This window comes from Micromonospora sp. NPDC049580 (genome assembly GCF_040675595.1).
GTDB lineage: Bacteria > Actinomycetota > Actinomycetes > Mycobacteriales > Micromonosporaceae > Micromonospora.
This window is the reverse complement of the sequence record NZ_JBFAPG010000059.1, coordinates 1-19,833: the sequence shown is the minus strand read 5'-3', so window position 1 is coordinate 19,833 and position 19,833 is coordinate 1. Positions and strand designations below refer to the sequence as shown.

Sequence of the window (19,833 nt, the reverse complement as noted above, 5' to 3'; positions counted from 1 at the left end):
GTGAGCGATATGACTGTGAGTCATATTTATGACTCACAGTCATATCGCTCGACGGGAGATTGGCTAGCCGGTGGGCCGGTGGATCTGGCGGGCCAAGTGGGCCGGGTGGGCCTGGTGGGCCGACACCGCCCGGCGCAGCATGTCGCGTGGGCCGGGTGGCCCAAGTGCCCGAAGTGGCCCAAGTGGCCCAAGTGGCCCTGGCCCAAGTGGGCCGGGTGGGCGCGGGCCGGGTGGGCCCGGTGGGCCTGGTGGCCCAAGTGGGCCGGGCGGGCCGGGTGCGCCGAGTGGCCCAAGCGGGCCGGACGGCCAGTGGGCCAGGTGGCCGCCGCGCTGGCGTCGCGCGGTCTGATCAGCCGCGCAGGCGCAGGCCGCGCGGGGTGGCCCGGAAGCCGGCGGCGGTCAGCGCGTCCCGCAGCGGCGAGGAGTGCACCGCCTCGCCGTCGGCCCGCTCCACCGACATCGCGCCCAACGCTCCGGAGTGGACGGCGTCGGCGAGCGCCTTACCGGCCGCCGCGAGCGTTTCGGCGTCGTCGGTGAAGGAGAGCAGCGTCCGGCCGCCGCGTTCCACGTACAGCACCAGGTCACCGGCGACCTGCACCACCAGCGCGCCGGCCTTGCGACCGGCCCGGTGCCCGGTCGCGGGGGCGGCCCCGTCGCCGGAGTCGACGACGCGTTCCGGCCAGGGCAGCGCCGCGCCGTACGGGTTGGCGGGGTCGGTGGCCGCGAGGACTGTGGTCGGCCCGCTCCGGCCGCGCGCGCCGTCGGCCGGGTCGGCAAGCGCGCGGAGCCGGTCCACCGCGCCGGGCACCGCGAACTGCGCCGCGCCGAGGCCCTCGACGAAGTAGCCCCGGCGGGCCGCGCCGCGCTCCTCCAGCGCCGACAGCACCGGGTAGACGGCGGAGAACCCGCCGACCACCTGCTCGGCCATCACCGCGCCCCGGGTGACCACGCCGTGCCGTTCCAGCAGCACGTCGGCGAGGGCGGCGGCCCGCCTCGTCGGGTCGAGGTCCCGCTCGGGAAGACGCGACCAGCGGCCGGCGACGGTCGGTGGGCCGCTCCGGGTGGGCAGCGCCACCCGGCCGGGCCGCCGGTAGCGGGTGCGCGGCGCGGAGGGCCGCGACCGGTGCGCACCACCGGCGCCGAGGACCGCCCGCAGCGGGGCGAGGGTGTCGTTGGTGAGGTGGCCTGCCCAGACCAGATCCCAGATCACCCCGGTCAGCGCGGTGTCGTCGGTGGAGCCGACCCGGTCGGCCAGTGCGCGGAAGAACAGCGCCTGCCCGTCGCCGAGCGCGTCGAGTACCGCGTCGTGCAGCGGGGTACGGGTCAGCGCCTCGTCGGGCGGCGGGAGCAGCAGCGGCGCGGCGTCCGCGTACGCCAGGGTGACCCAGCCGTCGCCCCCGGAGATCGCCCCGGACCCGGCCCAGAGCACCTCACCGCTGGCGCACAACTCGTCGAGGTGGGCGGGGGAGTAGTCGGCGACCCGGCCGGGCAGCACCAGCCGCTCCAGCGCGGACGCCGGCACCGCCGCGCCCTGCAACTGCTCCACGGTGGCGGCGAGCGCCTCCACGCCCCGGGCGGACGAGCCGACCTGCTGCCAGCGCGGCAGGAACGTGGCCAGCGCCCGGGGCGGCACCGGCTCGATCTCCCGCCGTAGCGCCGCGAGCGAACGGCGGCGCAACATCCGCAGCACCTCGGCGTCGCACCACTGGGCGCCGGCCGTGTCCGGTGTGAACTCCCCGGAGACGACGCGGCCGGTGGCGGCGAGGCGGCGCAGCGCCTGCTCGACGACGAACACCCCGAGCCCGAAGCGCGCCGCGCAGCTCGCCGCCGCGAACGGCCCGTGGGTGCGGGCGTAGCGGGCCACCAGGTCACCCAGCGGGTCAGCCACCGGGGCGAGGTACGCCTCGGCCACCCCGACCGGCAGCGCCACGCCGAGGGCGTCGCGCAGCCGGGCGGCGTCCTCGATGCCCACCCAGCGCTGCTCGCCAGCGATGCGGACCCGCAGCACCCGGCGGGTGGCCTCCAACTCGGTCAGCCAGCCCTCCGGTACGCCCCGCTCGGTCACCTCGGCGTCGCTCAGGTCGCCGAGCACCCGCAGCAGCTCGACCACGTCCTCCGCGTCGCGCGGGCGGCGCTGGTCGGTCAGCCAGCGCAGTTGCCGATCGGTCTCGGCGAGCACCGCCGGATCCAGCAGCTCGCGTAGGTCGACCCGGCCGAGCAGCTCGCCGAGGAGGGTGGAATCCAGCGCGAGGGCGGCGGCCCGGCGCTCGGCGAGCGGGGCGTCGCCCTCGTAGAGGAACGCCCCGACGTAGCCGAAGAGCAGCGACCGGGCGAACGGGGACGGCGCGCTGGTCTCCACCTCGACCAGGCGGACCTTGCGGGCCGCCAGGTCGCGCATGAGCCCGGCCAGCGCCGGCTGGTCGAAGACGTCCTGGAGGCACTCCCGGGCGGCCTCCAGGGTGACCGGGAAGTCGGCGTACTCGCGGGCGACGTCGAGTAGTTGCGCGGCGCGTTGCCGCTGCTGCCAGAGCGGCTGGCGGCGGCGCGGGTCGCGGCGGGGCAGCAGCAGCGAGCGGGCGGCGCACTCCCGGAAACGGGCGGCGAAGAGCGCGGACGTGCCGACCGACTCCTCCACGAGCTGGGCGATCTCGTCGGGTTCGAAGACCACCACGTCGGCGCCGGGTGGCTCGTCGGCGGTGTCGGGCAGGCGCACCACGATCCCGTCGTCCGACGGCATCACCTGGGCGTCCACCCCGTACCGCTCGGCCAGCCGGCGGCCCACGGCGAGGGCCCACGGCCCGTTGACCCGCGCGCCGAGAACGCTGTGCACGGCCAGCCGCCAGTCGCCCAGCTCGTCGCGGAACCGCTCGACCACGATGGTGCGGTCGTCGGGCAGCGAGCGGGTGGCCTCCCGCTGGTCGCGCAGGTAGGCCATCAGGTTGGCGGCGGCCCAGTCGTCCAGCCCGCCGTCGCGCAGCGCGGCCAGCGCCGCCTCGTCGCTCAACCGCAGGAGGGTGCGCACCCGGGCGCCGATGGCCCGACCCAGCTCGACCGGGCGGCCCAGCTGGTCGCCCTTCCAGAACGGCATCCTGGCGGCCTGGCCGGGCGCGGGGGAGACCAGCACCCGGTCGGGTGTGATCTCCTCGATGCGCCAGGACGAGGAGCCGAGCAGGAAGACGTCGCCGACCCGCGACTCGTAGACCATCTCCTCGTCCAGCTCGCCAACCCGGGCGGCCCGCTCGGCGCCGGCCAGGAAGACCCCGAACAGACCCCGGTCGGGGATGGTGCCGCCGCTGGTCACCGCGAGGCGCTGCGCGCCGGGCCGGCCGGTGAGCAGGTCGCTGGCCCGGTCCCAGACCAACCGGGGGCGCAGCTCGGCGAACGCGGTGGACGGGTAGCGGCCGGAGAGCATGTCCAGCACGGCGTGCAGCGCGGAGTCGGGCAGCTCGTTGAAGGGCGCGGCCCGGCGGACCAGCACGGCCAGGTCGCCGACCCGCCACGGCTCCAGGGCCACCATCGCGACGATCTGCTGGGCCAGCACGTCCAGCGGGTTGCGCGGGTAGTGCAGCTCCTCGATCGCGCCGTCGGTCATCCGCTCGGCGACGACCGCGCAGGACAGCAGGTCGCCACGGTGCTTGGGGAAGACCACCCCGCGGGAGACCGCGCCCACCTGGTGCCCGGCCCGGCCAACGCGTTGCAGGCCGGCGGCGACGCTCGGTGGGGCCTCGATCTGCACCACCAGGTCGACCGCGCCCATGTCGATGCCCAGCTCCAGGCTGGAGGTGGCCACCACCGCCGGGAGCTGGCCGGACTTGAGCGCCTCCTCGATGTGCTTGCGCTCCTCGCGCGAGACGCTGCCGTGGTGCGCGCGGGCGATCACCGGCGCGGCGCCGGTGGCCGCGCCGGACTGGGCCATCACCTCGGCCGGGCCACCCCACCGCTGCGCGCCGGGCGCCGGGCCGCCGTCGGCCGCCGGCTCGTCGCCCACCGACAACCCATCCGGTACGTCGATCGCGCCCACGGCCGACGCGGAGGCGATCGCGGCGGAGGCGACCTCCTCGGCGGCCAGCTCGTTGAGCCGTGCGCACAGGCGCTCGGCACTGCGGCGGGAGTTGGTGAAGACGATGGTGGAGCGGTGCTGACCGATGAGCGTGAAGACCCGCTCCTCGACGGCCGGCCAGATCGAGGCACGGCGTGGCCCGGGACCGCCGAGGGAATCCTCCGGCGGCTGCTCCTGCTCGTCGAGGCGGGTCATGTCCTCCACGGGGACCTGCACGCTGACCTCGATGGTCTTCGCCGTGGCCGGCTGCACGACGTCGACCGGCCGGGCGCCGCCGAGGAACCGGGCGCAGGCGTCGACCGGCCGGACGGTGGCGGAGAGGCCGATCCGTTGTGCCGGCGTGGGCAGCAGCTCGTCCAGGCGTTCCAGCGACAGGGCGAGGTGGGCGCCCCGCTTGCTGCCGGCCACCGCGTGCACCTCGTCGACGATCACCGTCTGGACGCCGCGCAGCGAGTCCCGAGCGGCGGAGGTGAGCAGCAGGAACAGGGACTCGGGCGTGGTGATGAGGATGTCCGGTGGGGTGCGGGCGAAGGCCCGTCGCTCGTCGGCAGGTGTGTCGCCGGTGCGCATGCCGACGGTGATGTCCGGCGGCGTCACGCCGAGCCGGGTCGCCGCCTGCCGGATGCCGGCCAGCGGGGCGCGCAGGTTGCGCTCCACGTCGACGGCGAGAGCCTTGAGCGGGCTGACGTAGAGCACCCGGCACCGCTGCCGTGCCTCGGCCGGTGCGGGCTCGCGGGCCAGCCGGTCCAGCGACCAGAGGAAGGCGGCGAGCGTCTTGCCGGAGCCGGTGGGCGCCACGACGAGGGCGTTGCGGCCGGCGGCGACGGATCGCCAGGCGCCGGTCTGGGCGGCGGTGGGCGCGGCGAAGGCGGCGTCGAACCAGGCGCGGGTGGCGGGACCGAACCCCTCCAGCACCTCGCCCTTGCCCGCGTCTGCCCCGCTCACCGGTCCATCCTGCCCCGCCGGTACGACAACCACGAGCGGCCCACGGGGGAACGTGCCGAGCTGGATGGAAAAAGCGATGGATGCGCCATTAATACGTTAAGTCTCACTTAACTGCTTGCTTGTAAGGAGCAACATAAAGTAACTTCACCCGCAACGCGAACCGGGTGGAGGGGATCGGATGGCCGGCGAGCCGCGACACGTCGAACCCGCCACCGATGTGCTGATCCGCAAGGTCGACAGTCACCTCGCCACGCTCCGCGGCGGCCTGCACGGGCCCGAGCTGGAGCTCGCCGAACGCCTCGCCCGTTGCCTGCGCGAGATGGTCGTCTCCACCGCCCAGGCCAGCGCCGCCGACCGGGGGCAGGTCCGCGTCGCCGTGCACTATTTCGTGCTCCGCCGGGAGAGCCGCGGCCGGCTGCTCTCGATGCGGTCCCTCGCTGTCGCGGAGCGGGTCGTCGCGAAGGTCGCCCGCCAGCTCGGCCGCGTCGATCTGCTGAGCGAGCTGCACCTGGAGAGCTCGGACCTCGACGACGAGCTGACCGTCGGCGACGCCCTGCTGCGCTGACCGTCGCCCGCCGACCGCACACCAGGGCTCATAGCGGGCTGATTCCGGCAAAACCGCCCGAAGGGCGGAGAACTGGCGTTCGATCGCTGCTAGGCGCCACCGCTGTACGGGCGTCGGCCACCTCGATCGGGAGTGCGGGTGCTGGTACTGCTCATCCTCCACCTCGTGGCGGCCCTCGCCGCGCCGCTGCTCGTCCGGTGGTGGGGTCCGCGCGCGTGCTATCCGCTGGCGCTCGCGCCGGCCGCCGCGTTCGGCTGGGCGCTGGCCCGCACCCCGGCCGTCGGTCACGGCGGCGCGGTGGTCGAGACGTACCCGTGGATCGGGCAGTTGGACCTGGACATCGCGCTGCGCCTCACCACGCTGTCCTGGCTCCTGACCCTGTTGATCGGCGGCGTCGGCGCGCTGGTGCTGGTCTACAGCGCCCGGTACTTCGACGCGGGCGCGCCCGGGATGGCGCAGTTCGCCGCCGTCCTGGTCGCCTTCGCCGGCGCGATGCTCGTCCTGGTCTTCGCCGACGACCTGCTGCTGCTCTACGTCGGCTGGGAGCTGACGACGATCTTCTCGTACCTGCTGATCGGGCACAGCACCGAACGCCGGTCCAGCCGGTGGGCGGCGGCGCAGGCGTTGACCGTCACCACGGCGGGCGGGCTGGCCATGCTGGTCGGGTTCATCCTGCTCGGCCAGCACGCCGGCAGCTACCGCTGGTCGGAGATCGCCACCCACCCGCTGCCCGGCGGCGGCTACCTGATCACGGCGGTGCTGCTGATCCTGGCCGGGGCCCTGTCCAAGTCGGCGGTGCTGCCGTTCAGCTCCTGGCTGCCGGTCGCGATGGCGGCGCCCACCCCGGTCAGCGCGTACCTGCACGCCGCCGCCATGGTCAAGGCGGGCGTCTACCTGGTCGGGCTGCTCACGCCGGTGCTCGCCACGGTCGGCCCGTGGCGGCCCGTGGTGCTCATCGCCGGTGTGGCCACCATGCTCATCGGCGGCTGGGCGGCGCTGCGGCAGACCGACCTGAAGCTGTTGTTGGCGTACGGGACGGTCAGCCAGTTGGGCCTGCTGGTCGCGGTGACGGGCGCGGGCACCCCGGACGCCGCGCTGGCCGCCACGGCGATGCTGCTGGCGCACGCCCTGTTCAAGGCGGCGCTGTTCCTGGTCGTCGGCGTCATCGACCACGGCGCCGGCACCCGCGACCTGCGCGAGCTGTCCGGGCTGCGGCGCTGGTCGCGGCCGTTGTTCGCGGTCGCGGTGCTGGCGGCGGCGTCGATGGCAGGCGTGCCGCCGCTGGTCGGGTTCGTCGCCAAGGAGGCGGTCTTCGCGGCGTTCACCGACGACCCGGTGCTCCTCACCGGGCTGGTCGCCGGGACGGTGCTCACCGTGGCGTACAGCGCCCGCTTCCTCTGGGGCGCGTTCGCCGACCGGCCGGGCGTCGAACCGGTCGAGCCGGTGCCGATCGCGGCGTCGATGCTGGTCCCCCCGGCCGTGCTCGCCGTCGTCGGGCTGCTCGCCGGCCCCGCCGCCGGCGTGCTGGACGGCCTGCTCAGCCCGTACGCCGAACTGCTCGGCGCGGTCGACGGGCACCTGACGCTCTGGCCCGGGCCGACCGCGGCGCTCGGTCTGTCCGTGCTGGCGCTCGCCGGCGGCGGCCTGCTCTTCGCGCTACGCGGACCGCTCGCCCCGGTGTTGGCCCGGCTCCGCGCGCCGGTCAGCGGCAATCAGGGGTACGAGTGGACCGTCGGCCGGTTCGACCGCCTCGCCATCGAGGTCACCGGCGCGACCCAGCGGGGCTCCCTGCCGCAGTACCTGGGCATCATCCTGATCACCCTCGTGCTGCTGCCCGGTGGGGCGATGCTCGCCGCCGGGCCGTGGCGGGCCGGGCTCCCGCTCTGGGACAACCCGTTGCAACCGGTGGTCGTGGTGGTGATCGCGGTGGCCGCGCTGCTCGCGGTCGGCGCCCGCCGGCGGTTGACCGCGATGCTGCTGGTGGGGATGACCGGCTACGGCACCGCCATGCTGTTCATCCTGCACGGCGCACCGGATCTCGCGCTCACGCAGTTCCTGGTGGAGACCGCGACCATCGCCGTGTTCGTGCTGGTGCTGCGCCGTCTGCCGGAGCGTTTCTCGGCCCGTCCGCTCCGCCGCAGCCGATGGACCCGCCGGGTGATCGGCGTGGCGATGGGCGTGGCGGCGGGCGGGCTCGCCCTCGTCGCGGCCGGGGCCCGTCGCGCACCGGACATCTCCGCAGTCTTCCCGGACCTGGCGGTGGGCGAGGCGTACGGCCGCAACGTGGTCAACGTGACCCTGGTCGACATCCGGGCCTGGGACACCATGGGGGAGGTGGCGGTGCTGGTGGTGGCCGCCACCGGGGTGGCCAGCCTGATCTTCGAGCGGTCCCGTACCGGGCCGCGACCGCGCCGGCCGGAGTCGGCCGATCGAGCGGCCCGGTCCGACCGGCCGGTCTGGTTGCGGGGCGGCCCGACCCTCTACGAGGAGCAGCGTTCGCTCGTGCTGGAGGTGGTCACCCGGCTGATCTTCCACACGGTGGTGCTGTTCTCGCTGTTCCTGCTCTTCTCTGGGCACAACGCGCCGGGCGGCGGGTTCTCGGGCGGACTGGTGGCGGGGCTCGCGCTGGCGGTCCGCTACCTGGCCGGCGGCCGGTACGAGCTGACCGAGGCCGCCCCGGTGGGCGCCGGCCTGATCCTCGGCGCGGGGTTGGCCGTGGCGGTGGGCTCCGGCGCGGTGGCGCTGGCGGCCGGTGGGTCGGTGCTGGAGAGCGCCAAGCTCGACCTGTCCCTGCCGCTGATCGGCGACGCCCACCTCGTCACCTCGCTGTTCTTCGACATCGGCGTGTACCTGATCGTGATCGGGCTGATGCTGGACATCCTGCGCAGCCTCGGCGCCGAGGTGGACCGGCACATCGAGGCCACCGGCACGGCGAGCGGCGGTCTGGCCGTCGACAAGGGCGGCCGGACATGACGGCGAGTGGCCCCGGACCCACGATGGTGTTGGTGCTCGCCGTCGCGGTGCTGGTCGGCTGCGGGGTGATCCTGCTGCTGGAGCGCAGCCTCACCCGGATCCTGCTCGGCGTGATCCTGCTCGGCAACGGGGTCAACCTGCTGATCCTGCTGGGCGGCCGGTCCGGTGGCGCGCCGGTCGTGGGCACCGGGCCGGTGGACCAGATGAGTGACCCGCTGCCGCAGGCGATGGTGCTGACCGCCATCGTGATCACGTTCGGGTTCACCGCGTTCCTGCTCGCCGTCGCGTACCGGAGCTGGTATCTCACCGGCGACGACGAGGTGCCCGACGACCTGGAGGACCGCCAGATCATCCGCCGGGCCGGGCGCAACGAGGTGGGGGCCGTCGACCACGGCGGGGAGGGCCCGGACGCCGACCCGGAGCAGGTCGATCCCGAGCCGGCCCGCCGACGACTCCGGCGTGGCAGAGGGGACGGGGCGCCGTGAGCGGGGCGCGGGGGACGTGGTGAGCAGGCTCCTGCCGCTGCCGGTGGTGGTGCCGCTGCTCGGCGCGGCGCTGACCCTGCTGCTGGCCACCCGGCCCCGGGTGCAGCGGGCGGTCAGCGTGCTCTGTCTGGCCGTCACGTTCACCGTCGCGGTGGTGCTGCTGGTGCAGGCGTACCGGCACGGGCCGGTGGTGCTCGCGATCGGCGGGTGGCCGCCACCGGTCGGCATCGTGCTGGTGGCCGACCAGTTGGCCGCGCTGATGCTTGTGGTGTCCTCGGCGGTGACCCTCTGCGTGCTGCTGTACTCGATCGGCCAGGGCCGCAGCGAGACCAGCGAGAGCGCGCCGGTGGTCATCTTCCACCCGACGTACCTGGTGCTCACCGCGGGTGTCACCAACGCGTTCCTGGCGGGCGACCTGTTCAACCTGTTCGTCGGCTTCGAGATCCTGCTGGCGGCCAGCTTCGTGCTGATCACGCTGGGCGGCACCGAGACGCGGATCCGCACCGGGTCGACGTACGTGGTGGTCAGCATCCTCTCCTCGATGATCTTCCTGGCCGCGGTGGGGCTGGTGTACGCGGCCACCGGCACGCTCAACCTGGCGCAGCTCGCCCAGCGCCTCGACGACCTGCCGGACAACGTCCGGTTGACCCTGCAACTGATGCTGCTGCTCGCGTTCGCGATCAAGGCGGCGGTCTTCCCGCTGTCGGCCTGGCTGCCGGACAGCTATCCCACGGCCCCGGCCCCGGTCACCGCCGTGTTCGCGGGGCTGCTCACCAAGGTCGGCGTGTACGCGATCATCCGTACCGAGACGTTGCTGTTTCCGGGTGGTCAGGTCGACGGTCTGCTCATGGTCGTCGCCGGGCTGACCATGCTGGTCGGCATCCTCGGCGCGGTGGCGCAGTCGGACATGAAGCGGCTCTTCTCGTTCACCCTGGTCAGCCACATCGGCTACATGATCTTCGGGGTGGCGTTGAGCACCGCCGCCGGTCTCGCCGGCGCGATCTTCTACGTGGTGCACCACATCACCATCCAGACCACGCTGTTCCTGGTGGCCGGCCTGGTCGAGGAGCGGGCCGGCAGCACCGATCTGCGTCGTCTCGGCGGCCTGGCCCGAATGGCGCCCCTGCTCGGCGTCCTCTTCTTCGTCCCGGCGATGAATCTCGCCGGGGTGCCGCCGTTCTCCGGGTTCCTCGGCAAGCTCGGCCTGCTCCAGGCCGGTGTGGCGGCCGGCGGGGCGCTGCCCTTGACGCTGGTGGCGGCCGGCACGCTGACCAGCCTGCTCACCCTGTACGTGGCCTCCCGGGTGTGGAACATCGCGTTCTGGCGGGCGCCCCGGACTGTCTCCAGCGAGCCCACCGTCCGGCTGCCCACCGTGATGGTCGGCGCGACCGCCGCCCTGGTCGCGTTCGGGTTGACGCTCACCGTGCTGGCCGGCCCGCTCTTCGACGTCACCGCCGACGCGGCCACCGACCTGCTCCTGCGTACGCCGTACGTGCGGGCCGTCCTGCCCGGTGTCGTGCCGTGACCGGCCCGCGTGCGACGACCCCGACGGGCGCGACCCCGCCGGTGCGGAGCCGGTTCGGGCGTTGGCGGGACCAGGCGTTGGCGCTCGGCTGGCTGGTGCTCGTCTGGAACCTGCTCTGGGGTTCGATCAACCTCGCCAACATCATCGGTGGCCTGCTGGTGGGCGGCGCGGTCCTGGTGTTCTTTCCGCTGCCGGCGGTCAGCTTCGGCGGCCGGCTGCGGCCGGGTGCCCTGGTGGCGTTCGCGGGCCGGTTCGCCGTCGAACTCGTCAGCGCGAGCCTGCACATCGCCCGGATCGCCGTGCAACCCGGCTACCGCCCGCGCGGGGCGATCATCGCCCTGGCGCTGCGGGTTCCCACCGACCTGAACCTGGCGCTCACCGCCGAGGCGGTCTCGCTGGTGCCGGGCACGCTGATCCTCGAGGTGGACCGGGAGTCGGCGACGCTCTACCTGCACGTGCTGGACACCCACGGGCCGGCGGACCTGGCCCTCTCCCGGGAACGCACCCTCGACGTCGAGCGACGGATCGTCCGGGCGGTGGGCAGCGCCGCCGAACTGCGCCGCGTCGGGCCCCATCCCGTCGAGAAGGGAAACTCCCAATGATCACGTTCCTGGCCGTCGTCCTCACCACCCTGCTGTCGGTGACCGCGCTGCTCGCGCTGATCCGGCTCTACCGGGGCCCCTCGCTGCTGGACCGGGTGATCGCGGCGGACATGCTGCTCGCCACCATGGTCGGCGCGGTGGGCGCGGAGGCGGCGGTCAACCGGCACGCCACCACGCTGCCCGTGCTGGTGGTGCTCTCCCTGCTCGGTTTCGTCGGCTCGGTGTCCCTGGTCCGCTTCGCCGTGCGGGAGCAGGCGTGATGGTGGCGACCGGCGGACACTCGGCGGCCGGTGTGCTCGCGACGGCTGCCGACTGGCTCGGCGCCGCCTGCCTGGTGACCGGCGCGCTGCTCGCCCTGTCCGCCGCGATCGGTGTGCTGCGCTTCCCGGACGCCCTGTCCCGGATGCACGCGGCCACCAAACCCCAGGTGCTGGGAGTGCTCCTGCTGCTGCTCGGCATCACGCTACGGCTGCGGTCCGCGGCCGACGTCGGCACGATCCTGCTGGTGGCGGTCTTCCAGTTGGCCACCGCGCCGGTCGCGGCACAGATGATCGGCCGGGCCGCGTACCGGTCCGGCCGGTTCGACCGCGGCCTGCTCGACGCCGACGAGTTGGCCGAGCGCCCGGCGGGCGGCGGACCCGGCGACGGCCGCGCCCGGCCGGAGTGAACCGGACGATCGACGCCTTCGGCCCACCCTCAGCGGAGTCCCAGGCAACGCCGATAAAATAGCGGCATGATCGACTCTTCTGCCCAGGAGGGCAGCAGTAGCCAGCCGGGTCGTGCCCGGCATATTCCCGTCCCGACGGCCCCGGGAGCCCTGAGCGACCCGTGTTGATCGTCGTCGGCCTTCTCTTGATCATCCTGCTCACTGCCGCCACCGGTTACTTCGTGGCGCAGGAGTTCGGCTATGTCGCCGTGGACCGGGGCAAGCTGCGCCAGCTCGCCGACGACGGCGACCAGGCCGCCGCCCGGGCCCTCACCGTCACCAGCCGGCTCTCCTTCGTGCTCTCCGGCGCGCAACTAGGCATCACCGTCACCGCCCTGCTGGTCGGCTACGTCGCCGAGCCGTACCTCGGCGGCGGCCTCGCCGACCTGTTCGGCGTCGCCGGTCTCCGCGAGTCGGTCAGCCTGCCGCTGTCGGTGGCGCTGGCCCTGGTCATCGCCACCGTGGTGCAGATGGTCCTCGGCGAGCTGGCCCCGAAGAACCTCGCCATCGCCCGAGCCGAGTCACTCGCCCGGGCGCTGAGCCGGTCCACCCTCCTCTACCTGGCGATGGCCGGGCCGGTGATCCGGCTCTTCGACCGCGCGTCGATACGCCTGCTGCGCCGGGTCGGCATCGAGCCGATCGAGGAGCTGCCCAGCGGCGCCACCCCCGCCGACCTGGAACAGATCATCGCCGAGTCCCGCGAGGAGGGCAGCCTGGACGCCGAGATGTCCACGCTGCTCGACCGCGGGCTCGACTTCCGCGAGCTGACCGCCGGCGAGGCGATGGTGCCGCGCGTCGACGTGCACACCGTCCGGGCGCAGGAGCCGGTGAGCCGGGTGGTCGAGCTGCTGGACACCGGCCACTCCCGCTTCCCGGTGCGGGGTGCCGAGGGCGTCGACGACCTGATCGGCATCGTCGGGATCGCCGAGGTGCTCGGCGTACCGCCGGGGGAGCGGGCCACCACCCCGGTGAGCGCGGTGGCGGGGCCGCCGCTGCTCGTGCCGGAGACCCTGCCCCTGCCCACGGTGCTGGACCGCCTGCGGTCCGGGCACCGGCAGATGGCCTGCGTGGTGGACGAGTACGGCGGCTTCGCCGGTGTGATCACGCTGGAGGACATCGCGGAGGAGCTGGTCGGCCCGATCCGGGACGAGGACGACCCGCCGGAGCGCGCCCCCGCGCGGCAGGACGACGGCTCGTGGGTGGTGCCGGCCCGCTGGCGGATCGACGAGGTCGCCGACAGCACCGGCATCGCGCTGCCCGAAGCCCCGGAGTACGACACGCTGTCCGGGCTGGTCATGCGCGAGCTGGGCCGGGTGCCGGAGGTCGGCGACCGGCTGGAGATCAGCCTGCTGCCCGAGGGTGCCGAGGTCGAAGACGGTGAGGCGGAGCCTCGGGCCCTGGTCGAGGTGCTCGCCGTGGACCGGCACGTCGCCGACTCGGTACGGCTGCAACTGAGCACGCCGGGGGTGACCGCGTGAGCCCCGGCATCGCGTTGTTCAGCTCGGGGGTCCTGCTGGCGCTGAACGGGTTCTTCGTGGCCGCCGAGTTCGCCCTGGTGGCCAGCAAGCGGTACCGGCTGGAGCAGGCGGCGGCCAGCGGCGGCCGGGCGGCCCGGGCCGCGCTGGACGGTGTCCGCGAGCTGTCGCTGATGCTGGCCGGGGCGCAGCTGGGCATCACGCTGTGCACCCTGGGGCTCGGCGCGCTGGCCGAACCGGCGATCGAGCACCTGATCAGCCCGCTGCTGCACGCGGTGGGGCTGCCCGACGCGGCCAGTCACGTGGTCGCCCTGGTCTTCGCCCTCGCTCTGGTGACCTTCCTGCACCTGGTGGTGGGGGAGATGGCGCCGAAGTCGTGGGCGATCACCGACGCCGAGCGTTCGGCGACGCTGCTCGCGCTGCCGTTCCGGGCCTTCGCCCGGGTGTCCCGGCCGGTGCTGTCGGCGTTGAACGCGCTGGCCAACGCGATCCTGCGCCTGGTCGGGGTCAACCAGCAGGATCAGCTCGCCCAGGTGCACGGCCCGGACGAGCTGCGGATGCTGCTGGAGCAGTCCCGCGAGCACGGGTTGCTCGGCGCTGAGCAGCACCAGCTGCTCACCAGCATGCTGGAGTTGCAGGGCACGTCGGTGGCGCAGGTGATGGAGCCGTTCGCCACCATGGTCACCGTCCGGCGCGACGACCCGGCCGAGCGGATCGAGCAGGTCAGCCGGGACAGCGGCCGGTCGCGGCTGGCGGTCCTGGACTCCAGCGGCGACGTCTGTGGCCTGGTGCACGTCCGGGAGGCGGTACGGGTGGTCACCACCGGCCGGGCCGCCACCGCCGGGGAGCTGATGACGCCGGCTTTCACCCTCCCGGCGACGTCCTCGGTCACCGAGGCGGTGGCCGCGATGCGCGCCCGGCAGTCCCAGCTCGCGCTGGTGCGCAACGGCGGTGGTCCGGCCCGCCCGATCGGCTTCGTCGCTCTGGAGGACCTGCTGGAGGAGGTCATCGGCGAGTTCGACGACGAGACCGACACGGTGCCGCGGGGCCGGCGGTTGCGGTGAGGCGCACGCCGACCCGACCGCGCTGCTGCGGTGCGGCGGGTCGGCGCGTCAGCATCCGGTCGAGGCGGCGGGCGTGAGGTGACCGCGACCGGGTAGGCGCGGTCGGTCCGGGGCCAGGGGGGCCTCGTCCCGCGAGGGGGCGCGCGGTGCGGTTGACGGGGGTGTCTCGGGACTCCGGCTGGACCGGGCTGTCCGTGCGGACCACGCTGCCGAACCCGAGCACCCGTCCGGGCCTGCGTCTGCCGGGGCGGGTGACCCTCGCCGCCGGGCCGGACGACGTGCTCGTACGCCACATCCGGCTCGGCCTGGTCACCACTGTCGAGCCGGACGACCCGGCCGCGCCCCGGCGCCTCGTGCAGTTCTTCTCGCTGCCGATCGCCGGGCGGTTCGTGGTGCCGGCGGGTCGCCGGCGGGCGGTCGACTTCGCGTTGCCGTTGCCGTGGGAGATCCCGGTGACCACGTTCGGCGGGGTGCCGTTGCTGAGCCTGCGGATGGGTCTGCGGACCGAGGTGTCCGTCGACCCGGATCTGGACCAGGGGGCCATGGTGCCGGTCCTCGTGCACCCGATCCCCACCCAGCAGCACGTGCTGGCGGCGCTGGCCACGCTCGGCTTCATGATCCGCCAATCCGGGTTGCAGGAGGGCGGGCTGCCGGGGGTGGAGCACACCCTGCCGCTGCACCAGCGGTGGGGCTACTGGGTGGGCCCGCTCTACGCCGGCCCGATCACCGAGCTTGAGCTGATCTTCGTGACGAACTCGGCGGGCCTGGAGGTGATCATGTGGCTGGACCGTCGGCTGTCGCTGGCCGGGATCACCCACCAGAGCATCAGCCGGTTCCGGATCTGGCACGCGGACGCCGGGCAGCGGGACTGGGTCGCCACCGTGGACCGCTGGCTACGTCAGGCGATCAACCGGCACGCCGCGGCTGCCGCGCACGCCGACTGGTCCGCCACCATCAGCCGGTCCGCCCATGTCAGCCGCCACCCCGACCAGCCGATCAAACCCGGTTACGGGCTGGGCGGCACGGCCGGAAGCGGAGGCGTGGGAGGCGGCTCCGGCGGCGGCGACGGGACCTGAGGGGGGTCAGCCGGCGCTGGCGGTGGCGAGCTTGAGGCTGAAGGCGAGGAAGAGGGCTGCCACTGCGGTGGTGCCGCCCACGGCGAGGCGACGCCGTTGGCGGAACTGGGCGGCCAGGAACGTGCCCGCGAAGATCAGCGCGGTCAGGTAGAGCGCGCTGGTGACCTGGGCGATCAGGCCGAGCAGCAGGAACGACAGCGCCGGCCAGGCGTAGTCGGGATCGACGAACTGGATGAAGAACGAGATGAAGAACAGGATCGCCTTCGGGTTCAGCAGGCTGATCACCAGCGCCTTGCGGAACGGGCTGCGCATCTGCGCCGGTTCCGCGGCGTCGATGAGCCGCGGCGTGTCCGGGTCGTTGCGGTCGCGCCAGCGCCGCCAGGCGCCGCGCAGCATGGTCACCCCGACATAGCCGAGGTACGCGGCACCGGCGTACTTGACCACAAGAAAGACCGGCGGGTACGCCTTGAGCAGCGACGCCACCCCGGCGGCGGAGAGGACCATCAGCACCGCGTCGCCGACCCACACCCCGCTGGCGGCCCGGTAGCCGACGCCCACACCCCGTTTGGCGGCGGTGGACAGCACGAAGAGCGAGTTCGGTCCGGGTAGCAGGATGATGGCCACGGTGCCCAGCACGTACGTCCAGATGTCGGTGATCCCCAGCACGCCCGCCATCATCACGCCACCGACGCCGTCCGCAGAAGTCTTTCCCGCAGCCTGGCCTGTGCGTTAGGCCACTCGTCGACGGTCATCGCGTACTGCACGGTGTCCCGCCACGAGCCGTCCGGACGCTGGCAGTGCATCCGCAGCACCCCCTCCCGGGTGGCGCCGAGTCGTTCGATGGCCGCCTGCGAGCGGACGTTGCGGATGTCGGTGTGCCAGACGACCCGCACCGCGCCCAGGTCGTCGAAGGCCCGGCCGAGCAGCAGCAGCTTGGCCTCGGTGTTGATCCCGCTACGCCACCACGGCCGGCCGAGGAAGGTGTACCCGATCGCCACCGACAGTCGTTCCGGGTTGATCTCGTAGTAGGACGTGGTGCCGACCACCGCCCCGGTCCTCGCGCAGCGCTGCACCCAGGGCGCCCGCTCGCCGCGCTGCTGGGCGGCCAGCGCCGCGGCGACCACCTCGGCGGTCCCGGCCGGCTCGGTGGGCCGGGTGACGGTGAGGTGCCGCCAGACGTCGTCGTCGGCGGTGGCGCTGTGCAGGTCGTCGGCGTGCGCCAGGTCCAGCGGCTCCAGCAGGACGTGTTCGCCGCGCAGTGACACCGGGTCGTGCCAGGGCGTGCGGGCCGTCCGCAGGTACGCCGGCAGGGGCGCGGTGACCCCGGCGGCGGGTTGCGGCAGGCCGGCGGTCAGCCGCAACGGCAGTACGCCGGCCCAGTGCGGCAGGTGCAGGTCGGCCTCGTCCTCGCGGACCCCGCCGGTGCGGGACCGGACGGACACCTCCCGCAGCGGCAGCGCCAGCACGGCGGTCTCGGCCAGCTCGCGACGGTTCGGCGGGCGGCTGTCCGTGCTGCGTCCCGCGCCCACCTTGTCGACCATCGCGGTGAGCATGGCGCTCTTCTCGTGCTCGTCGGTGACCAGCCGGGCGGTGCCGAGCGCGACCACCGAACGGTAGTTGGCGCTGTGGTGGAACTGCGAGCGGGCGTAGACCAGGCCGTCGAGCAGGGTCACCGTGACGCAGACGGGCAGCCCGTCGCCCCGGGCGGCGAGCAGGGGCCGGCTGCCGGTGGACCCGTGCAGGTAGAGGGTGTCGCCGATGCGCACGTGCAGGGTGGGCAGCACCCGGGGCTCGCCGTCGACGGTGAAGCCGAGCGCACAGTGGTACGCCTCGTCGAGCACGGCGTGCGCCGCCTCCCGGTCGTAGCTCATCCGGTCGCGCGAGCGGGTGGGAGTGGTCCGGGCGGTGGGTGGATACATGCGCGCCCCTTTGTTCTAGTACAATCTCTTGTTTGTGTCAGCACGCTATCAGTTCAGCGGGACGACGGCCGTCGCGATTTCGGCCAGCATCGAGTCGGGCATCCGTACCGGCGCCCTGCCACCCGGCGCCGCCCTGCCGCCGGTGCGGGCCCTCGCCGCCGAGCTGGGCGTCAGCCCGGCCACTGTCGCCCGCGCCTATCGGGAGCTGCGCCAACGCGGCGTGCTGGCCACCGCCGGCCGCCACGGCACCCGCGTCCGTCCGCGCCCACCGGTGGCCGCCCGCCGCTCCGTGCTACGCCCCGCACCGCTGCCGGACGCCCGCGACCTGTCCCGGGGCGAGCCCGACCCCCGACTGCTGCCCCCGATCGGCCCGCACCTGGCCGCGCTCGCCGCCGACGCGGGTCCTCCGGTCGGCTACTCGCAGGCCGGCGTGCTCCCGGAGCTGGCCGAGGCCGCCCGCGCCCGGTTGAGCGCCGACGGCGTACCCGCCGGGGACCTCACCCTCACCGGCGGCGCGCTGGACGGCATCGAGCGGCTGCTCGGCGCCCACCTTCGTCCCGGTGACGCGGTGGCGGTGGAGGATCCCGGCTGGGCCAACCTGCTCGACCTGGTCGCCGCGCTCGGGCTGCGGCCGATCGGTGTGCCGCTGGACGACGAGGGTCCACTGGTGGCCGGGGTGGCGGCCGCGCTGAGCGCCGGAGCACGGGCGGTGGTGATCACCAGCCGGGCGCAGAACCCGACCGGCGCCGCCGTCTCCGCCGCCCGCGCCGAGGAGCTGCGCGCTCTGCTCGCCGGCCGACGGGACCTGCTGCTCATCGAGGACGACCACGCCGCCGAGCTGGCCCGCGTACCCCTGCATTCGCTCGCCGGCGTGACCGGAAGCTGGGCCTTCGTGCGGTCGGTGAGCAAGCCGTTCGGCCCCGACCTGCGGCTGGCGGTGCTGGCCGGTGACGAGACCACCGTGGCCCGGGTGACCGGCCGGACGCGGGTCGGCGCCGGCTGGGTGTCCACCGTGCTGCAACGGCTGGTGCTCGCCCTCTGGGGGGACCCGGCGGTCGACGAGCTGGTGCGGCGGGCGGCGCAGAGCTACGACCTGCGGCGCGAGGGCCTGTTGGCCGCGCTCGCCGAGCATGGCCTGACCGCGCACGGCCGCAGCGGCATCAACGTCTGGCTGCCGGTGCCGGACGAGACCAGCGCGCTGACCGCGTTGCGGGACGCCGGCTGGGCGGTGGCGCCCGGCGCCCTCTACCGGATCGCCGCCCCGCCCGCCCTGCGCATCACCGTCAGTTCCCTGGACGTCGAGGAGCTGACCCCCCTGGCCGCCGCCCTGGCCCGCGCCATCCATCCCTCTCCTGAAATGGGCTTCTCCACCTGACCTGCGAGCGTGACGCCCATTAAGGGGGTTTATCGGAAGAAAAAGGGGTATCGCGGCGATTCGGAGCAAGTGGGGCGGGTATGCGGGCCGCCGGAGGTGCCTGATCATGGCTGCAGGTGGGAACCGCAAGGGGCTGTGGATCGCGATCGCGATCGCCATCATCGTGATCATCATTGTGCTGATCGCCATCGCGTCCGGTGGTGGCGGGGGCGGCAACGGCTACTGACGCGGCCGGGCCGCGCCCACCCCGGGGCGTACCCGGCAGGCGATACCGAACGGGTATATAACAGTCGGCATGGCCGAGCAGACCGACAGCGCTCCCGGCGCCCAGCGGTTCATCCCGCCCGACGCCGACACCATCGACGAACTCCGCGCGGCGTCGGGTGGCTGTCGGGGCTGCGAGCTGTACCGCGACGCCACCCAGACCGTCTTCGGCCGGGGGGACGAGAGCGCCCGCGTGGTCCTCGTCGGCGAGCAGCCCGGCGACATGGAGGACCAGAAGGGCCTGCCCTTCGTCGGCCCCGCCGGACGGCTGCTGCGCCGCGCCGTCGACGACGCCAAGCTGGACCCGACGCAGCTCTACCTCACGAACGCCGTCAAGCACTTTCGTTTTGAGGCGCGCGGCAAGCGGCGCATCCACCAGACCCCGGACCAGGTGCACATCACCGCGTGCCGGCCCTGGCTGGTGGCCGAGTTTGCCCGGCTGCGCCCGGAGATCGTCGTCGTGCTCGGCGCCACCGCCGCCAAGGCGCTGCTCGGCCCGTCCTTCCGGGTGACGAGACAGCGCGGCGAGCTGCTGCCCTGGCCCGCGTCGGCCCAGCGCCCAGAGGACTTCCAACGGGTGCCGGTGGACGACACGGGGAAGCGGGCCGACGCGCCGCCGGCTCGGTTGCTGGCCACCATCCACCCGTCCGCGGTCCTGCGCGCCGACGACCAGGACAAGGCGTACGAGGGACTGGTCGCCGACCTGACGGTCGCCGCCCGCGCCCTGCCCGCCTGACCCAGGTGTTCCCGCCGGTGGTCGGGCGGTGCCCAGGCAACGCCGACGCGCCCGGCCAGAGGC

The 19,833-nt window shown here is 73.9% G+C and carries 15 protein-coding genes; 12 read left to right on the top strand and 3 right to left on the bottom strand.

Annotated features, from left to right (window positions below):
- Positions 1-349: 349 nt before the first annotated feature.
- Complete coding sequence (locus AB0J68_RS08050) at positions 350-5,005, bottom strand: ATP-dependent helicase (protein ID WP_363937070.1); 4,656 nt, start codon at positions 5,003-5,005, stop codon at positions 350-352.
- Positions 5,006-5,183: 178 nt separating this feature from the next.
- Here AB0J68_RS08050 and AB0J68_RS08045 point away from each other — a divergent pair, with 178 nt between their 5' ends.
- From AB0J68_RS08045 to AB0J68_RS08000, 10 genes are all read left to right on the top strand, one after another.
- The gene (locus AB0J68_RS08045) at positions 5,184-5,570 is read left to right on the top strand and encodes a hypothetical protein (protein WP_355066832.1); all 387 of its coding nucleotides are present in this window, start codon (positions 5,184-5,186) and stop codon (positions 5,568-5,570) included.
- Between the two features lie 138 nt (positions 5,571-5,708).
- Positions 5,709-8,543, top strand: a complete 2,835-nt coding sequence (locus AB0J68_RS08040; protein ID WP_363937068.1) for a Na+/H+ antiporter subunit A — start codon at positions 5,709-5,711, stop codon at positions 8,541-8,543.
- Entirely contained in the window at positions 8,540-9,028 is a 489-nt protein-coding gene (locus AB0J68_RS08035) for a Na(+)/H(+) antiporter subunit C (RefSeq protein WP_363937065.1), read from the top strand. The genes AB0J68_RS08040 and AB0J68_RS08035 overlap by 4 nt, the downstream gene beginning before the upstream one ends.
- A gap of 19 nt (positions 9,029-9,047) precedes the next feature.
- Positions 9,048-10,553, top strand: a complete 1,506-nt coding sequence (locus AB0J68_RS08030) for a Na+/H+ antiporter subunit D (protein WP_363937062.1) — start codon at positions 9,048-9,050, stop codon at positions 10,551-10,553.
- Positions 10,550-11,155 (top strand): Na+/H+ antiporter subunit E, encoded by a 606-nt coding sequence (locus AB0J68_RS08025; RefSeq protein WP_363937061.1) that lies wholly within the window; start codon positions 10,550-10,552, stop codon positions 11,153-11,155. The genes AB0J68_RS08030 and AB0J68_RS08025 overlap by 4 nt, the downstream gene beginning before the upstream one ends.
- On the top strand, positions 11,152-11,415 hold the full coding sequence (locus AB0J68_RS08020; RefSeq protein WP_354859923.1) for a monovalent cation/H+ antiporter complex subunit F: 264 nt from the start codon (positions 11,152-11,154) through the stop codon (positions 11,413-11,415). Before AB0J68_RS08025 ends, AB0J68_RS08020 begins: the two co-directional genes overlap by 4 nt.
- The gene (gene mnhG, locus AB0J68_RS08015) at positions 11,415-11,822 is read left to right on the top strand and encodes a monovalent cation/H(+) antiporter subunit G (RefSeq protein WP_354859970.1); all 408 of its coding nucleotides are present in this window, start codon (positions 11,415-11,417) and stop codon (positions 11,820-11,822) included. The genes AB0J68_RS08020 and mnhG overlap by 1 nt, the downstream gene beginning before the upstream one ends.
- 161 nt (positions 11,823-11,983) lie before the next feature.
- The gene (locus AB0J68_RS08010; RefSeq protein ID WP_354859925.1) at positions 11,984-13,339 is read left to right on the top strand and encodes a hemolysin family protein; all 1,356 of its coding nucleotides are present in this window, start codon (positions 11,984-11,986) and stop codon (positions 13,337-13,339) included.
- Positions 13,336-14,400: a hemolysin family protein gene (locus tag AB0J68_RS08005; protein WP_354859928.1), complete on the top strand. Its 1,065-nt coding sequence runs from the start codon at positions 13,336-13,338 to the stop codon at positions 14,398-14,400. The genes AB0J68_RS08010 and AB0J68_RS08005 overlap by 4 nt, the downstream gene beginning before the upstream one ends.
- 146 nt (positions 14,401-14,546) lie before the next feature.
- Entirely contained in the window at positions 14,547-15,476 is a 930-nt protein-coding gene (locus AB0J68_RS08000) for a sporulation protein (protein ID WP_363937057.1), read from the top strand.
- Between the two features lie 6 nt (positions 15,477-15,482).
- Here AB0J68_RS08000 and leuE read toward each other — a convergent pair whose 3' ends face one another.
- Both leuE and AB0J68_RS07990 read right to left on the bottom strand, forming a co-directional pair.
- A complete protein-coding gene (leuE, locus tag AB0J68_RS07995; RefSeq protein WP_363937055.1) occupies positions 15,483-16,154 on the bottom strand; it encodes a leucine efflux protein LeuE in 672 nt (223 codons plus the stop codon).
- Positions 16,154-17,395 (bottom strand): bifunctional pyridoxamine 5'-phosphate oxidase family protein/GNAT family N-acetyltransferase, encoded by a 1,242-nt coding sequence (locus tag AB0J68_RS07990; protein WP_363937053.1) that lies wholly within the window; start codon positions 17,393-17,395, stop codon positions 16,154-16,156. Before AB0J68_RS07990 ends, leuE begins: the two co-directional genes overlap by 1 nt.
- Positions 17,396-17,429: 34 nt before the next feature.
- On the opposite strand from AB0J68_RS07990, the gene AB0J68_RS07985 reads away from it, so the two are divergent.
- Both AB0J68_RS07985 and AB0J68_RS07980 read left to right on the top strand, forming a co-directional pair.
- Positions 17,430-18,770 (top strand): aminotransferase class I/II-fold pyridoxal phosphate-dependent enzyme, encoded by a 1,341-nt coding sequence (locus tag AB0J68_RS07985; protein WP_355066827.1) that lies wholly within the window; start codon positions 17,430-17,432, stop codon positions 18,768-18,770.
- A 295-nt stretch (positions 18,771-19,065) separates the two neighbouring features.
- The gene (locus tag AB0J68_RS07980) at positions 19,066-19,770 is read left to right on the top strand and encodes a UdgX family uracil-DNA binding protein (protein ID WP_354859940.1); all 705 of its coding nucleotides are present in this window, start codon (positions 19,066-19,068) and stop codon (positions 19,768-19,770) included.
- Positions 19,771-19,833 lie beyond the last annotated feature (63 nt).

Excerpts from the sequence above, each read along its gene's own strand:
- AB0J68_RS08035 (WP_363937065.1), top strand. The coding sequence starts at position 8,540 with ATGACGGCGAGTGGCCCCGGACCCACGATGGTGTTGGTGCTCGCCGTC.
- leuE (WP_363937055.1), bottom strand. The coding sequence starts at position 16,154 with ATGATGGCGGGCGTGCTGGGGATCACCGACATCTGGACGTACGTGCTG.
- AB0J68_RS08045 (WP_355066832.1), top strand. The coding sequence starts at position 5,184 with ATGGCCGGCGAGCCGCGACACGTCGAACCCGCCACCGATGTGCTGATC.
- AB0J68_RS08020 (WP_354859923.1), top strand. The coding sequence starts at position 11,152 with ATGATCACGTTCCTGGCCGTCGTCCTCACCACCCTGCTGTCGGTGACC.
- AB0J68_RS07980 (WP_354859940.1), top strand. The coding sequence starts at position 19,066 with ATGGCCGAGCAGACCGACAGCGCTCCCGGCGCCCAGCGGTTCATCCCG.
- mnhG (WP_354859970.1), top strand. The coding sequence starts at position 11,415 with ATGGTGGCGACCGGCGGACACTCGGCGGCCGGTGTGCTCGCGACGGCT.
- AB0J68_RS07990 (WP_363937053.1), bottom strand. The coding sequence starts at position 17,395 with ATGTATCCACCCACCGCCCGGACCACTCCCACCCGCTCGCGCGACCGG.